This window comes from Pseudomonas sp. 43A (assembly GCF_013363935.1).
Taxonomy (GTDB): Bacteria; Pseudomonadota; Gammaproteobacteria; order Pseudomonadales; family Pseudomonadaceae; genus Aquipseudomonas; species Aquipseudomonas crudilactis.
Window position 1 is genome coordinate 3,639,483 of sequence record NZ_CP054880.1, and the last position, 14,890, is coordinate 3,654,372.

At 59.8% G+C, this 14,890-nt stretch carries 10 protein-coding genes; 6 read left to right on the forward strand and 4 right to left on the reverse strand.

Annotation, left to right across the window (positions count from 1 at the left end; genetic code table 11):
• The first annotated feature begins 142 nt into the window (after positions 1-142).
• The 4 genes from HUW52_RS16010 (at position 143) to HUW52_RS16025 (ending at position 8,016) form a co-directional block, all read left to right on the forward strand.
• A complete protein-coding gene (locus tag HUW52_RS16010) occupies positions 143-3,250 on the forward strand; it encodes an efflux RND transporter permease subunit (RefSeq protein ID WP_175554224.1) in 3,108 nt (1,035 codons plus the stop codon).
• On the forward strand, positions 3,247-4,716 hold the full coding sequence (locus tag HUW52_RS16015) for an efflux transporter outer membrane subunit (RefSeq protein WP_016985124.1): 1,470 nt from the start codon (positions 3,247-3,249) through the stop codon (positions 4,714-4,716). Before HUW52_RS16010 ends, HUW52_RS16015 begins: the two co-directional genes overlap by 4 nt.
• Before the next feature lie 290 nt (positions 4,717-5,006).
• On the forward strand, positions 5,007-7,088 hold the full coding sequence (locus tag HUW52_RS16020; RefSeq protein ID WP_175554225.1) for a bifunctional diguanylate cyclase/phosphodiesterase: 2,082 nt from the start codon (positions 5,007-5,009) through the stop codon (positions 7,086-7,088).
• Positions 7,089-7,269: 181 nt separating this feature from the next.
• Positions 7,270-8,016, forward strand: a complete 747-nt coding sequence (locus HUW52_RS16025; RefSeq protein ID WP_016985122.1) for an SDR family oxidoreductase — start codon at positions 7,270-7,272, stop codon at positions 8,014-8,016.
• A gap of 130 nt (positions 8,017-8,146) precedes the next feature.
• On the opposite strand, the gene mapR is transcribed toward HUW52_RS16025, so the two are convergent.
• From mapR to HUW52_RS16040, 3 genes are all read right to left on the reverse strand, one after another.
• On the reverse strand, positions 8,147-9,556 hold the full coding sequence (mapR, locus tag HUW52_RS16030; RefSeq protein ID WP_034155962.1) for a GntR family transcriptional regulator MpaR: 1,410 nt from the start codon (positions 9,554-9,556) through the stop codon (positions 8,147-8,149).
• Between the two features lie 313 nt (positions 9,557-9,869).
• On the reverse strand, positions 9,870-11,300 hold the full coding sequence (gene ccoG / locus HUW52_RS16035; protein ID WP_175554226.1) for a cytochrome c oxidase accessory protein CcoG: 1,431 nt from the start codon (positions 11,298-11,300) through the stop codon (positions 9,870-9,872).
• A gap of 195 nt (positions 11,301-11,495) precedes the next feature.
• The gene (locus tag HUW52_RS16040) at positions 11,496-11,744 is read right to left on the reverse strand and encodes a DUF3203 family protein (RefSeq protein WP_110718614.1); all 249 of its coding nucleotides are present in this window, start codon (positions 11,742-11,744) and stop codon (positions 11,496-11,498) included.
• 124 nt (positions 11,745-11,868) lie between these two features.
• Between HUW52_RS16040 and HUW52_RS16045 the strand changes: the two genes are divergently transcribed.
• Positions 11,869-12,381, forward strand: coding sequence for an MgtC/SapB family protein (locus HUW52_RS16045; protein ID WP_175554227.1), 513 nt, complete (start codon positions 11,869-11,871; stop codon positions 12,379-12,381).
• Between the two features lie 40 nt (positions 12,382-12,421).
• Here the strand turns inward: HUW52_RS16045 and HUW52_RS16050 are convergent, their stop codons facing one another.
• The gene (locus HUW52_RS16050; RefSeq protein WP_016985118.1) at positions 12,422-12,580 is read right to left on the reverse strand and encodes a hypothetical protein; all 159 of its coding nucleotides are present in this window, start codon (positions 12,578-12,580) and stop codon (positions 12,422-12,424) included.
• 217 nt (positions 12,581-12,797) lie between these two features.
• On the opposite strand from HUW52_RS16050, the gene HUW52_RS16055 reads away from it, so the two are divergent.
• The gene (locus tag HUW52_RS16055; RefSeq protein ID WP_175554228.1) at positions 12,798-14,792 is read left to right on the forward strand and encodes an alpha-1,4-glucan--maltose-1-phosphate maltosyltransferase; all 1,995 of its coding nucleotides are present in this window, start codon (positions 12,798-12,800) and stop codon (positions 14,790-14,792) included.
• The last annotated feature ends 98 nt before the right edge of the window (positions 14,793-14,890 follow it).

A 14,890-nucleotide genomic window follows, 5' to 3' on the forward strand; every position in this document is an offset into this window, starting at 1 on the left:
CTTTGCATCACAACATAACCTGTGGGAGCGAGCTTGCTCGCGAAAGCGATCAGTCAGTCACTGACAATGTTGGATGTGCCGGCCTCTTCGCGAGCAAGCTCGCTCCCACAGGGTTGTGGGGTGATGCAGGGAACGGTGTTCGATGAACCTCTCCGGTCCTTTCATCAAGCGTCCCGTGGCGACGATGCTGCTGAGCCTGGCGATCATGCTGCTCGGCGGTGTCAGCTTCGGTCTGCTGCCGGTGGCACCGCTGCCGCAGATGGATTTCCCGGTGATCGTCGTGCAGGCGAGTCTGCCCGGTGCCAGCCCGGAGGTCATGGCGTCCACCGTGGCCACACCGCTGGAGCGCTCGTTCGGCGCGATCGCCGGCGTCAATACCATGAGCAGCCGTTCCAGTCAGGGTTCGACCCGGGTCATTCTGCAGTTTGATCTCGACCGCGACATCAACGGTGCCGCGCGGGAAGTGCAGGCGGCGATCAACGCCTCGCGCAACCTGTTGCCGAGCGGTATGCGCAGCATGCCGACCTACAAGAAGGTCAACCCGTCACAGGCGCCGATCATGGTGCTGTCGCTGACGTCCGACGTATTGGAAAAAGGCCAGCTCTACGATTTGGCTTCGACCATTCTGTCGCAGAGCCTGTCGCAAGTGCAGGGCGTCGGTGAAGTGCAGATCGGCGGCAGTTCGCTGCCGGCAGTGCGCATCGAACTCGAACCACAGGCGTTGAACCAGTACGGCGTGGCGCTCGACGATGTGCGCAAGACCATTGCCGAAGCCAACGTGCGCCGGCCCAAAGGTTCGGTCGAGGACGGTCAGCGGTTGTGGCAGATCCAGGCCAACGATCAGTTGGAGAAAGCCAAGGACTACGAGTCGCTGATCATCCACTACGCTGACGGCGCCGCGCTGCGCCTCAAGGACGTGGCCAAGGTCAGCGACGGCGTCGAAGACCGCTATAACAGCGGCTTCTTCAACGATGACGCGGCGGTGCTGCTGGTGATCAACCGCCAGGCCGGCGCCAACATCATCGAGACGGTCAACGAGATCAAGGCGCAGTTGCCGGCGCTGCAAGCCGTGCTGCCGGCCAGCGTGAAGCTGAATCTGGCCATGGACCGCTCACCAGTGATCAAAGCCACTCTGCACGAAGCCGAGATGACCTTGCTGATTGCCGTGGCGCTGGTGATTCTGGTGGTGTTCCTGTTTCTCGGTAACTTCCGCGCCTCGCTGATTCCGACACTGGCCGTGCCGGTGTCGCTGGTCGGCACCTTTGCGGTGATGTACCTCTATGGCTTCTCGCTGAACAACCTGTCGCTGATGGCGCTGATTCTGGCCACCGGATTGGTGGTGGACGATGCCATCGTGGTGCTGGAGAACATTTCCCGGCACATCGACGAAGGCGTCAAACCGATGCAGGCCGCCTATCTCGGGGCCAAGGAAGTCGGTTTCACCTTGCTGTCGATGAACGTCTCGCTGGTGGCGGTGTTCCTGTCGATCCTGTTCATGGGCGGGATTGTCGAAAGCCTGTTCCGCGAGTTTTCCATCACCCTGGCGGCGGCCATCGTCGTGTCGCTGGTGGTCTCGCTGACGCTGACGCCGATGCTCTGCGCCCGTTGGCTCAAACCACACACGCCGGGACAGGAAAACCGCCTGCAACGCTGGAGTCGCCGCACCAACGACTGGATGGTCGGCAAATACGCCACCAGCCTCGACTGGGTGTTGCGCCATCGGCGTCTGACGTTGCTCAGCTTGCTCATCACTGTTGGCGTCAACGTCGCGCTGTACGTGGTGGTGCCGAAAACCTTCATGCCGCAGCAGGACACCGGCCAGTTGATCGGTTTCGTGCGCGGTGACGACGGCCTGTCGTTCAGTGTGATGCAGCCGAAAATGGAAATCTTCCGCCGCGCCGTGCTCAAGGACGAAGCGGTGGAAAGTGTTGCCGGATTCATCGGCGGCAGCAACGGCACCAATAACGCCTTCATGCTGGTGCGTCTGAAGCCAATCAAGGAGCGCCAGCTCAACGCGCAGAAAGTCATCGAGCGCCTGCGCAAGGAAATGCCCAAGGTGCCCGGTGCGCAATTGATGCTGATGGCGGATCAGGATCTGCAATTTGGCGGTGGTCGCGAGCAGACCACATCGCAGTACAGCTACATCCTGCAAAGTGGCGATCTGGGCGAGTTACGCAAGTGGTATCCAAAAGTGGTTGCCGCGTTAAGGGCGTTGCCTGAGCTGACCGCGATCGACGCGCGTGAAGGCAAGGGTGCCCAGCAAGTGACGTTGATTGTCGACCGCGATCAGGCCAAGCGCCTGGGGATCGACATGGACATGGTTACCTCGGTGTTGAACAACGCCTACAGCCAGCGGCAGATTTCGACGATCTATGACAGCCTCAACCAGTATCAGGTGGTGATGGAGGTCAATCCGAAATACGCCCAGGACCCGGTGACGCTCAAGCAGGTTCAGGTGATCACCGCTGACGGTGCGCGGGTGCCGCTGTCGACGATCGCTCATTATGAGAGCAGCCTGGAAGATGATCGCGTCAGCCACGAAGGCCAGTTTGCCTCCGAGGACATCTCTTTCGACATGGCCGAAGGCGTGACGGTGGAGCAGGGCAGTGCCGTCATCGAGCGGGCGATTGCCAAGCTCGGCCTGCCGGAAGATGTCATCGCGAAAATGGCCGGTACCGCCGACGCCTTTGCCGCTACACAAAAGAGCCAGCCGTTCATGATTCTGGGTGCGTTGCTCGCGGTGTATCTGGTGCTGGGCGTGCTGTATGAAAGTTACATCCATCCGCTGACGATCCTGTCGACCCTGCCGTCGGCTGGTGTCGGCGCGTTGCTGTCGATCTATGCGCTGGGCGGTGAGTTCAGCCTGATCTCGTTGCTCGGGTTGTTCCTGCTGATTGGCGTGGTGAAGAAAAACGCCATTCTGATGATCGACCTCGCGTTGCAACTGGAGCGTCATCAGGGCCTGTCGCCGCTGGAATCTATTCGCAGTGCCTGCCTGCAACGCCTGCGGCCGATTCTGATGACGACGTTGGCGGCGATTCTAGGTGCCTTGCCGTTGCTGCTCAGCCGGGCCGAAGGTGCGGAAATGCGCCAGCCGTTGGGTCTGACCATCATCGGCGGGCTGATTTTCAGCCAGGTACTGACGCTTTACACCACCCCTGTGGTTTACCTCTATCTCGACAAGCTGCGCCATCGTTTCAACAAATGGCGTGGCGTGCGTACTGACGCCGCTCTGGAAACTCCGCTATGACTGACCGTTCGCTTTTCAATCTGGCCACTGTTCGCGGCTCGCGCTTGCTCAGCCTGTCGCTGTGCGTGGCGATGCTCAGTGCCTGCGCTGTCGGCCCGGACTACCAGCGTCCGCAGACCGCTGAAATTGCCCAGTACAAGGAAGCCGAGGGCTGGACCCAGGCCAACCCGAGCGATTCGCTGGCCCGTGGTGCCTGGTGGGAGTTGTACGGCGATCAGCAGCTCAATGGGTTGATCGAACGCCTGAACAATTCCAACCAGACCGTCGCACAGTCGGAAGCCCAGTACCGTCAGGCCCAGGCGTTGGTGCGCAGTGCGCGCGGGGCGTTTTATCCCAGTGTTGACTTGAGCTTGGGCAAGACCCGCTCCAGTCAGGGCACCGGCAGCAGCAGTTCGAGTTTGAGCAGTTCCTCCAGCGGTATCCGCGACACCTATAACGCCGAACTGGGCGTCAGTTGGGAAGCAGACGTGTGGGGCAAGCTGCGCCGTGGACTGGAAGCCGATGAGGCCAGTGCCCAGGCCAGTTTTGCCGACCTGGCCGCCATGCGCCTGAGCCAGCAATCGGAGCTGGTGCAGAACTACCTGCAACTGCGCGTGATCGACCAGCAGAAACGCCTGCTCGAAGCAACGGTGGCGGCGTATGAGCGGTCGCTGAAAATGACCCAAAACCAGTACCGCGCCGGCGTTTCCGGGCGCGATGCGGTAGCGCAGGCGCAGACGCAGCTGAAAAGCACCCAGGCTGATCTCGTCGACCTGATCTGGCAGCGCGCGCAATTCGAAAATGCGATTGCCGTACTGACCGGCCAAGCGCCGGCGGATTTCAACATTGCCGAAGTGCAGACCATTCCGAAGTTGCCGCAGGTGCCATTGAGCCTGCCTTCACAGTTGCTGGAGCGCCGCCCGGACATTGCTTCGGCAGAGCGTTCGGTGATCGCCGCCAACGCCAATATCGGCGTGGCCAAAGCGGCGTATTACCCGGACCTGAGCCTGAGCCTGAGCGGCGGTTACAGCAGCAGCACCTCGCAGAATCTGGTCAGCCTGCCGAACCGCTTCTGGTCGGTCGGGCCGAAACTGGCGTTGCCGCTGTTCGACGGCGGCATACGTTCGGCGGAAGTCGATCGCACCGAAGCGGTGTATGACCAGACCGTGGCCAAGTATCGCCAGACCGTGTTGGACGGTTTCCGCGAGGTGGAAAACTATCTGGTGCAGCTCAAGGTGTACGAAGACGAAGCGGCGGTGCGCCAAGAAGCGCTCGATGCGGCCCGCGATTCCCTGCGCCTGACGGAAAACCAGTACAAGGCCGGGTTGATTGCCTACATCGATGTGGTGGTGGTGCAAGCCACGGCGTTGAGCAATGAGCGCAGCGTGCTGAATATTCTGCAAAGCCGTTTGATCGCCAGCGTGCAACTGATTGCGGCGCTGGGCGGTGGCTGGGATGGGCAACTGGACGTGAGCAACTCCAACTGATTCCATGCCCCTTGTAGGAGCTGCCGGAGGCTGCGATCTTTTGATTTTTCTGTTAACGACAAGATCAAAAGATCGCAGCCTCCGGCAGCTCCTACGGGTATGTGTTTCAGTTTTGAGCAAAGCTGTGAACGCTGCGCCAGAGCCTTGTCGGACGATCAAACAAACGTTTCATCGGCTTGATGGCCAATTGCTTACTTTGTCAGTGCGTTCTTCTGCGTAATCAGTACAATCGCCGCATTTGCCTGACCGAGAATGGACGCAGTCCGCGTTGGGTGGCCACGAGAAATCCCATGCTCATCGGTAGTTATTCCTCCACCTTGGTTTTCATTTCGTTGTGCGTGGCGATTCTCGCTTCCTACACCGCGCTCGACCTCACCGGTCGTATCGCCACGGCCAAGGGCCGTGCGGTGCATTTCTGGACCGCCGGTGGTGCGTTCGCCATGGGCATCGGCGTCTGGTCGATGCATTTCATTGGCATGCTCGCCTTCAAGCTGCCGATCGATCTGGGCTATGACATCAGCCTGACGGCATTGTCGCTGTTGATCGCGGTGTTGTCCTGCGGGTTTGCCTTGTGGCTGGTCAGCCAGCCGAAACTGCCGATTCTGCAACTGGCGTTCGGCGCGCTGATCATGGGCGCCGGGATCAGTGCCATGCATTACACCGGCATGGCGGCGATGCGCATGACGCCGGGGATCGACTACGACCCGACGCTGTTTGGCGCCTCGTTGCTGATCGCCGTCGGTGCGTCGGCGGCGGCGCTGTGGATCGCCTTTCGCCTGCGTCAGCACTCTCCTTATGTGCGCCTGATTCGTGGCGGCGCAGCGATCATCATGGGCATCGCCATTGTCGGCATGCATTACACCGGCATGGCCGCCGCGCAGTTCCCCGACGGCAGTTTCTGTGGCGCCACCGTCAATGGCTTAAAGGGCAATGGCCTCGACAGCCTAGTGTTGATCACCACGCTGGCGGTGCTGTCGATTGCCTTGCTGACCTCGATTCTCGACGCGCGCCTCGAAGCGCGTACCGCTGATCTCGCCCACTCTTTGACTGTGGCTAACCGCGAACTGACGCAACTGGCCCTGCATGACACCCTGACCGGCCTGCCGAACCGCATGCTGCTGGACGACCGGATCAATCAGGCGATGAAAAAGGTCAACGAGCAGGGCGGCTGCTTTGCCTTGATGTTCATCGATCTGGACGGCTTCAAACCGGTCAATGATGCGTTCGGCCATCACATGGGTGATCAGTTGTTGCGCGAAGTCGGTGTGCGTCTGCGTGAAGACTTGCGCAGCCTCGACACACTGGCGCGGATCGGTGGCGATGAATTCGTATTGCTGGTGCGCCTGGCCGAACCCAATGACGCATTGGGGCTGGCGGCACGTCAGGTCGGCCTGATCGCGCAATCATTCCGCGTTGCCGAACATGACTTGCAGATATCCGCCAGCGTCGGCATCGCCTTGTATCCGGGCAATGGCCTGAACGCGCAGGAACTGCTGATGAACGCCGACGCGGCGATGTACCACGCCAAGGGCGGCGGCAAAAACGGTTACAGCTTTTTTGATGCGTCGATGAACAACAACGCGCGCAAGCAGTTGCAGTTGCTGCAGGACCTGCGTGCGGCACTGGAACACAGTCAGTTCAGCTTGCATTACCAGCCCAAATTCGACGCGGCCAATGGCCATCCGGTCGGAGCCGAAGCGCTATTGCGCTGGCAACACCCGATCCACGGCATGCTGATGCCGGACAAGTTTATCGATCTGGCCGAGAAATCCGGACTGATCATCCCGATCGGCGACTGGGTGCTCAATGAAGCCTGTCGGCAGATGCGCGAATGGTTCGTGCTCGGTTACACCGATTGGCGTATCGCGGTGAACCTGTCGGCGCTGCAGTTCTGCCACACCGGGCTGGTGCGCAGCGTGGCCAAGGCATTGGCCACTCACCACTTGCCGGCCAACAGCCTGACCCTGGAAATCACCGAAACCACGGCCATGAGCGATGCCGATGCAAGCATGACGGTGTTGCAGGAGTTGTCGGACATGGGCGTCGATCTGTCGATTGACGACTTTGGCACCGGTTATTCCAGCCTGATGTACCTCAAGCGCTTGCCGGCCAACGAGCTGAAGATCGACCGTGGCTTTGTGCGCGATCTGGAGCATGACAGCGACGATGCGGCGATTGTTTCCGCGATCGTTGCGTTGGGGCAGGCGCTGGGCTTGCGGATTGTCGCTGAGGGTGTTGAAACCGGGGTGCAGCAACAGTTCTTGACGCAGTTGGGTTGTGATTCGCTGCAGGGTTATCTGTTGGGACATCCGATGCCGGCGGACAAATTCATGCAGGATATTGCACGGGGCGAGGCGCTGGCGGCGGTCTGATCGACTGCGTTATCGTTCTTCGCGAGCAAGCTCGCTCCCACATTTGGAATGCATACCCCTGTGGGAACGAGCCTGCTCGCGGAGGCGTCCGGCCCGACACAACAGACCTCATGCAAAACCCGTCAATGGCGGTTATTCTTCCCCCCGACTGTTACGTGTGCATCGGGGGAGAAAGGCCAGCATGGATAAAGTCATTGTGATCACCGGCGGCGGGCGAGGGATTGGCGCCGCTACGGCGTTGTTGGCTGCCGAGCAAGGCTATCGGATCTGCATTAACTATCAGCAAGACGAGCAGGCTGCGCAAAGTGTGCTGGAGCAAGTCCGTGCATTGGGCGCACAAGCCATCGCCGTGCGCGCTGACGTCAGCATCGAAGACGAAGTGATCGCGCTGTTCCAGCGGGTCGACAGCGAATTGGGCCGTGTGACTGCGCTGGTGAACAACGCCGGCACCGTCGGACACAAATCGCGGGTCGACGAAATGTCCGAATTCCGCATTCTGAAAATCATGAAAACCAATGTCCTGGCGCCGATCCTCTGTGCCAAGCACGCGATCCTGCGCATGTCGCCCAAGCACGGCGGCCAGGGCGGCAGCATCGTCAATGTGTCGTCGGTCGCCTCGCGTCTTGGCTCGCCAAACGAATACGTCGATTACGCCGCGTCCAAAGGCGCGCTCGATACCTTCACCATCGGCTTATCCAAGGAAGTGGCGGGCGAGGGGATTCGGGTCAACGCGGTGCGCCCGGGTTACATCTATACCGATTTTCACGCGTTGAGCGGCGATCCGGATCGGGTCAGCAAGCTGGAGTCGGCGATTCCGATGGCCCGTGGCGGGCGGCCGGATGAGGTGGCGGAGGCGATTGTCTGGTTGTTGTCGGATAAAGCGTCTTATGCGACCGGGACGTTTGTTGATTTGGGGGGTGGGCGTTAATCGCCTGGATTTCGATAGCACCGACCCCTTCGCGAGCAAGCTCGCTCCCACATTGGATGTGTGAATGGCACAGACCCCATGTGGGAGCGAGCTTGCTCGCGAAGAGGCCAAAATAAACACCATCAGTCTGTCAGAACGACCGCACAATCCGCCCCAACGTCTCCATGGCCTTTTCCGAATCCTCGGTCCAAGGGCTGCCATAATTCAACCGAATACAATTCCTGAAGCGCTGCGTCGGCGAGAAAATCGGCCCCGGCGCGATGCTGATGCCTTGCGCCAATGCCATCTGAAACAGCTTCAGCGAATCCATCTGCGGTGGCAGTTCCAGCCAGAGAAAGTAGCCACCGGCCGGTTGGCTGACCCGCGTCTGCGCCGGGAAATACCGGGCAATCGCCGCAAGCATCGCGCTCTGCTGTTCCTCCAGTGCGTAGCGCAGTTTGCGCAGATGCCGGTCATAGCCGCCGTGTTGCAGGTAGTCGGCGATCGCCGCTTGCGCGGGCATCGAAGCACACAACGAAGTCATCAGTTTCAGCCGTTCGATTTTCTGCGCGTAGCGTCCGGCGGCGACCCAGCCGATGCGATAGCCGGGGGCCAGGCTCTTGGCGAACGAGCCACAGTGCATCACCAGACCTTCAGTATCGAAAGCCTTGGCCGGTTTCGGTGCTTGTTGTCCGTAATAGAGTTCGGCGTAGACGTCGTCTTCGATCAGCGGCACTTGATGGCGGCGCAGCAGTTCGACCAGTTCCTGTTTCTTCGCCTCGGGCATGGTCGCGCCCATCGGGTTCTGGAAACTGGTCATGCACCAACAGGCCTTGATCGGATGGCGTTCCAGGGTTTGCGCAAGTACGCCGAGGTCGATGCCATCGCGCGGATGCACAGGGATTTCCACGGCTTTGAGTTTCAGCCGTTCCAGAACTTGCAGGCTGGCGTAAAACGCCGGGGCTTCGATCGCCACCAGATCGCCCGGTTCGGTCACCGCTTGCAGGCACAGGTTCAGCGCTTCGAGGGCGCCGTTGGTGATCAGCAATTCTTCCATCGGCAGCATCAAGCCGCCGACCATGTAGCGCAGGGCGATCTGCCGGCGCAGTTGCGGGTTGCCCGGCGACATGTCGGTGACGACCATGCGCGGATCCATCTCGCGTGCGGCGCTGGCCAGTGAGCGCGACAGGCGCTGCAACGGGAACAGGGTAGGGCTGGGGAATGCCGAGCCGAAGGGGATGGTGCTCGGGTCTTTGATCGAATCGAGTACCGAGAACACCAGTTCGCTGACGTCGACTTCGGTGGAATCGTTGACGTGGCTGCTGATCACCGGCTCGGAAAACGGGCTCGGCGCATGGGTGTTGACGAAGTAGCCGGAGCGCGGTCGGGCGCGGATCAGGCCACGACGTTCAAGCAGGTAGTAGGCCTGGAACACCGTGGACGGGCTGACGCCGTAGGTCTGGCTGGCGTAACGCACCGAAGGCACGCGCTGGCCGGGGCCGAGGACGCCGGAGCGGATCAGTTCAGCGATGTCGTCGGCGAATTTTTCGTAGCGTTTCATCGAGGAGCCTTGGTGCTGGTTGAATTGTGGGGTGTCAGGGAGGGAAAAGCCCTCACCCTAGCCCTCTCCCAGAGGGAGAGGGGACTGATTGGGGGATGCTTGTGAACTACACCTGCCTGAAAGTGCTTCGCCGAATCCGTAATCGACTCGACCTGAAAGTGCTTTGCTGAATCCATAATCAACTCGGCCGGGAAGTGCTTTGTTGAATCCATAATCGACTCGGTCTGTCAGGTCGATGTATAGCGACAGACACCTCGGTCGGCCCCCTCTACCCCTGGGAGAGGGCTGGGGTGAGGGAGCGGATTCTAAGGGATCAACGATTCATCGGCGCAACAAACCTGCTCTTCGCCACGCTATAAACCTCAGGCTCATCGCTGTCGGCAATCTTGAAACTCAGGGTTTGCGAACTGCTTGCCGGGCGCTCTGTGGTCATCGCCACCGACACCGGCACATCGACAATTTCCCCTGGCGCCAGGCTCAACTCAGTCTTGCCTTGCAACTGGAAGCCGTCGCCATCGACCAGGCTCAGGTGGTAATCCTGACGTTGCTGGGTCTTGTTGATGACTTTAAGGCTATAGATGTTTTCGATCTGGCCCTGACCGTTCTCGCGGAACAAGCCACGATCCTTGGTCACGTCCAGCGAGACCATTGGCCGCTCGACCAAAGCCAGAGCCAGCGCACCGATCATTGCCACCAGCACCACGGTGTAACCGATCAAACGCGGACGCAGCAGGTGAGTCTTGCCACCCTGCAATTCGCGCTCGGAACTGTAGCGGATCAAACCGCGCGGGTAGTTCATTTTGTCCATGATCGAATCGCAGGCGTCGATGCACGCCGCGCAGCCGATGCATTCCATCTGCAGGCCATCGCGGATGTCGATGCCGGTCGGGCAGACCTGTACGCACAACTGGCAGTCGATGCAATCACCCAGGCCGGCCTCGAGCGGTTTCACGTCGCGTTTGCGCGGGCCACGGTTTTCGCCACGGGCCACGTCATAGGAAATCGCCAGGGTGTCCTTGTCGAACATCACGCTCTGGAACCGTGCATACGGGCACATGTGCATGCACACCGCCTCGCGCAGCCAACCGGCATTGATGTAGGTGGCGGCAGTGAAGAACAGCACCCAGAACAGGCTGACGCCGCCGATTTGCAGGGTCAGCAGTTCTTCGGCCAGTGGCCGGATCGGGGTGAAGTAACCGACGAAGGTCAGGCCGGTCAGTACGCTGATCGCCAGCCACAAGGTGTGCTTGGCTGCACGCCGTGCCAGTTTGTTCAGGCTCCAGGGTGCGGTTTGCAGTTTGATGCGCTGGTTGCGCTCGCCTTCGGTGATCTTTTCGCACCACATGAAGATCCACGTCCACGAGCTCTGCGGGCAGGTGTAGCCGCACCAGACCCGGCCAGCGAACACGGTGATGGCGAACAGACCGAATGCGGCGATGATCAACAGCGCCGAGAGCAGGATGAAATCCTGCGGCCAGAACGTCGCGCCGAAGATGTGGAATTTGCTTTCGGAAAGGTCCCAGAGCACCGCCTGACGTCCGCCCCAATTCAGCCACACGGTGCCGAAAAACAGCACGAACAGAAATCCCGCGCCACTCATGCGCAGGGTGCGGAACAGACCGGTGAAGCTGCGGGTATGAATCTGGTTGTCACTGGACTTGGCCGTCGCCTTCATTGGGCGTGCGGGCACACTTTTGATAGTTGGAGATGCTTCTACGGTTCGGACGGGGATTTGTTCGCTCATGGTTATTCGCTCATCAGCCTCCATCAGGCCAGAGCACTATGAGCGTCGATCTGTTTGCATAACAGACTCAGGTATTTCAATAAAAAGCGGATCAGATGCGATTTTGCGCAACGCCTGCGACAACTTGAAGCAACCCGCGGGTAAGGGCGCAAACGCCTATCGCAGACGTTTGCGCAGGGTGTTGATCCGGGTCAGTCAAATCACCGAATCACTGTCGTCGGCTTTCAGGTGTTTGCGACCATCCTTGGCACCTGCAACGGTCAGTGCATCGGCTTCTTTTTCGCTGATGTAAACGCGCCGGCCTTCTATTTCCACGAACGACATGGATTTTTCGCTATCCGTCATGACTTCCAGGGTGTCGCAAATGCGAATTTCCTCGCCATGTTCAACGGTGAAAAAACACACTTTTTGTTCGGGGTTGGATTCATCGACTCGAAGAGGCATAGGAACAGTCCTTTTTTTAGGGAGGTCTGCAAGGTTAGGGCGCACGCTGCTCTGATCGTTCTGCGCAACTGATTAATGGTCGCCGCTGTCCATCGTCTATCGAGCCAATAACAAGGACTGCACGATGAACGCGTGGTGGCATGAAGTGTGGGAAACCCTGCAAGCAGCGTTCGCCGACGTTGGCGACGCTTCGCAATTGACGCGCATTACCGTGCGTCTGCTGATGGCGGCGGTACTGGGCGGCATTCTCGGTTTCGAGCGCGAGCACAAGGGCAAGGCCGCCGGGGTCCGCACGCATATGCTGGTGGCGCTCGGCGCGGCACTCTTTGTGTTGGTGCCGCAGACTTCAGGGGCGGAGTCGGATGCGATGAGTCGGGTAGTGCAAGGGGTGATTGCCGGGATCGGCTTTCTCGGTGCCGGCACTATCCTGAAAAACAAGGAAGGCGATGAAGGCCATGTCAAAGGCCTGACTACTGCTGCCGGGTTATGGATGACGGCGGCCATTGGTGTGGCTGCCGGGTTGGGCAAAGAGGCTACGGCATTGCTCAGCACATTTCTGGCGCTGGCAATTTTCAGCGTGATGCCACGGATCGTGAAGCTTTTCGAAAAGGAAGAGGAGAAGACTGACGACCACTGATCATTCCTGCGCGGAGCGTGGGAATGATCAGTTCGCGAAGTTAAACGATCACGGGCGGCATCGTGCTCGGCGGTTCTTCTTTCGGCGGTGGCGTGGTGCCCGGCGGTTCCTGCTCTGGAATCGGCTGCGGCTCGGTCTCGGGCAAAGTGGGTTTGTCGATGTTGGGATCAGGCGTTTCGGCCGGGATCGGGATGTTCATCTGATGACCTCCGTGTGGCACATGGCGTGAGAAGTGCTTAAGTGGATTGACCACCCTGCACGCAATTCGATCCGCTTTTCTGCCACGGTAATTTCATCTGAACTTTTCCCGGCGCCGGTCGCTCGGAACCTAAGTGAGTTCATTTCGGGGCAGGTGCTTCGTTGTGAACACTGATCCGGCACAAGAGCGTCCTTGGGGCGTTAAGGAGAGATGCTCAATGACTGCTGAAAGACCTTCTGAACTGAGCTACAACCCGCACATGCCACTGTCGCAGGCACTGCTGCTGCCGCGCATTGTCATTGAAAACACCATGCCGACCCTTGATGGCGGGCAGTTCGCCGTGAAGTCGATTGCCGGCCGTGAAGTGGTGGTCACCAGCAAGGTGTTTGCCGACGGTCACGACAAACTCGCGGTGCGCATCCGCTGGCGCGAGGAAGGCGAGGAAACCTGGCAAAGCGAAGTCATGGCCGATCAGGGCAACAATGGCTGGCAAGGCCAGTTCCGCCCTGAACATCAGGGCCGCTACCTGTATTGCATCGAAGCGTGGATCGATCATTTCGCCAGTTTTCAGTACGAGCTGGAGAAGAAACACACCGCTGCGGTACCGGTTTCGCTGGAGTTGCAGGAAGGCCGGAGCATGGTGCAGCAGGCCGCCGAACGCAGCGAAGGGCAGCTCAGCGAACAGCTCGCCGCGTTGCACCACGAATTGTCCGGGCTGCTCGAAACCGAGCAGGTCGCGCTGTTTCTGCACTCGCGCAGTGCGCAATTGATGGCTGGGGCCGATCACCGCGCCTATTTGAGTGTCAGTCCCGAATTTCCCATGGACGTCGAGCGCGAACTCGCCGAGTTTGCCAGTTGGTATGAGCTGTTTCCACGCTCGATCACCGACGATCCCCACCGTCACGGCACTTTTAATGATGTGCACTCACGTCTGCCGATGATTCAGGACATGGGCTTCGACGTGCTGTACTTCACGCCGATCCACCCGATCGGTCGCGCGCATCGCAAGGGTCGTAACAATTCATTGACCGCTGGCCCCGACGATCCCGGCAGTCCATATGCGATCGGCAGTGAGGAGGGCGGTCACGAGGCGATTCACTCGCAACTCGGCACCCGCGAAGACTTCCGCCGACTGGTCGCCGCCGCTGCCGATCATGGGCTGGAAATCGCTCTCGACTTTGCCATCCAGTGTTCCCAGGACCACCCGTGGCTCAAGCAGCATCCGGGCTGGTTCAACTGGCGCCCCGACGGCACGATCAAATACGCGGAGAACCCGCCGAAGAAATACCAGGACATCGTCAACGTCGACTTCTATGCGCCAGAAGCGATTCCGAGCTTGTGGATCGAGTTGCGCGACATTGTCATCGGCTGGGTCGAGGAGGGCGTGAAGATCTTCCGCGTCGACAATCCACACACCAAACCGTTGCCGTTCTGGCAATGGCTGATCGCCGATGTGCGGGCGCTGTACCCGGAGGTGATCTTTCTCGCGGAGGCCTTCACCACGCCAGCCATGATGGCGCGTCTGGGCAAGGTCGGTTACACGCAGAGCTACACCTATTTCACCTGGCGCAATAGCAAGGCTGAGCTGGCGACCTATTTCACCGAACTGAATGAATCACCGTGGCGCGAATGCTACCGGCCGAATTTCTTCGTCAATACGCCGGACATCAACCCGGCGTTCCTGCACGAATCCGGGCGCCCTGGCTTTTTGATCCGCGCCGCGCTGGCAACCATGGGCTCGGGCCTGTGGGGGATGTATTCGGGGTTCGAACTGTGCGAGTCGGCCCCAGTGCCGGGCAAAGAGGAATACCTCGACTCGGAGAAATACGAGATTCGCGTCCGCGACTTCACAGCGCCCGGCAACATCATTGCCGAGATCGCCCAGCTCAACCGCATTCGCCGGCAGAACCCGGCGCTGCACACGCATCTGGGCCTGAAGGTCTACAACGCCTGGAACGACAACATTCTGTATTTCGGCAAGCGCAGCTTTGACGGCAGCAATTTCATTCTGGTCGCGGTCAGCCTCGATCCGCATAACGTGCAGGAGGCGAATTTCGAACTGCCGCTGTGGGAAATGGGCCTGCCCGACGATGCGACGACCCACGGCGAAGACTTGATGAACGGGCATCGCTGGGACTGGCATGGCAAATACCAGTTCATGCGCCTGGACCCGGCGTATCAGCCGTTCGGCATCTGGCGAATTACTGCCTGAACACAGATCCCCCTGTGGGAGCGAGCCTGCTCGCGAAAGCAATTTTGCACGCGACATTTTTGCTGAATGTTAATCCGCATTCGCGAGCAGGCTCGCTC

Excerpts from the sequence above, each read along its gene's own strand:
- HUW52_RS16010 (WP_175554224.1), top strand. The coding sequence starts at position 143 with ATGAACCTCTCCGGTCCTTTCATCAAGCGTCCCGTGGCGACGATGCTG.
- HUW52_RS16015 (WP_016985124.1), top strand. The coding sequence starts at position 3,247 with ATGACTGACCGTTCGCTTTTCAATCTGGCCACTGTTCGCGGCTCGCGC.
- HUW52_RS16020 (WP_175554225.1), top strand. The coding sequence starts at position 5,007 with ATGCTCATCGGTAGTTATTCCTCCACCTTGGTTTTCATTTCGTTGTGC.
- HUW52_RS16025 (WP_016985122.1), top strand. The coding sequence starts at position 7,270 with ATGGATAAAGTCATTGTGATCACCGGCGGCGGGCGAGGGATTGGCGCC.
- mapR (WP_034155962.1), bottom strand. The coding sequence starts at position 9,556 with ATGAAACGCTACGAAAAATTCGCCGACGACATCGCTGAACTGATCCGC.
- ccoG (WP_175554226.1), bottom strand. The coding sequence starts at position 11,300 with ATGAGCGAACAAATCCCCGTCCGAACCGTAGAAGCATCTCCAACTATC.
- HUW52_RS16040 (WP_110718614.1), bottom strand. The coding sequence starts at position 11,744 with ATGCCTCTTCGAGTCGATGAATCCAACCCCGAACAAAAAGTGTGTTTT.
- HUW52_RS16045 (WP_175554227.1), top strand. The coding sequence starts at position 11,869 with ATGAACGCGTGGTGGCATGAAGTGTGGGAAACCCTGCAAGCAGCGTTC.
- HUW52_RS16050 (WP_016985118.1), bottom strand. The coding sequence starts at position 12,580 with ATGAACATCCCGATCCCGGCCGAAACGCCTGATCCCAACATCGACAAA.
- HUW52_RS16055 (WP_175554228.1), top strand. The coding sequence starts at position 12,798 with ATGACTGCTGAAAGACCTTCTGAACTGAGCTACAACCCGCACATGCCA.